Source organism: Dellaglioa sp. CoH-56-MRSF-13 (genome assembly GCF_056782095.1).
Map to the genome: position 1 here is coordinate 1 of NZ_JBXAYC010000073.1, position 411 is coordinate 411.

Sequence of the window (411 nt, forward strand, 5' to 3'; positions counted from 1 at the left end):
TCAGGTTCCTTAGCCGTCGTGTATTGCTGACGAACGGATACCAGTCTCTGATCCTTGTAATCAATGGCGTTGATGTATATAGCCTTGTTATCTCGGACCTTGAAGCGCTTACCCATCAGTGAACCACCGTGCCCGGTTTAAGCGCGTCCTGCATCTCGACCATACCGCCGCTCGTCAGCACGCTCTGACCTTCGAGAATGCCACCCGTATTCAGTGTGATAGGATCGATGAACGGCCATTTCGGCTCGATCACGGGAAACGTAATCGGACCGTATGGCTGACCCGGATCGATAGGACGACGTGATGCAGGCGGCACAGGAACGGGCTGCGGCGTGACGACAGGAGACGGCAGCGGTCCCGGAATCGGGATCGGTGGCGACGCCGGGACTGGCGGGTGAAACTCGACGCGCT

1 pseudogene is annotated in these 411 nt (G+C 57.9%); it reads right to left on the bottom strand.

Annotated elements, in window-relative coordinates:
* Positions 1–115 precede the first annotated feature (115 nt).
* A pseudogene (locus AC1RP1_RS07940) lies at positions 116–411 on the bottom strand (hypothetical protein); the annotation flags it as partial.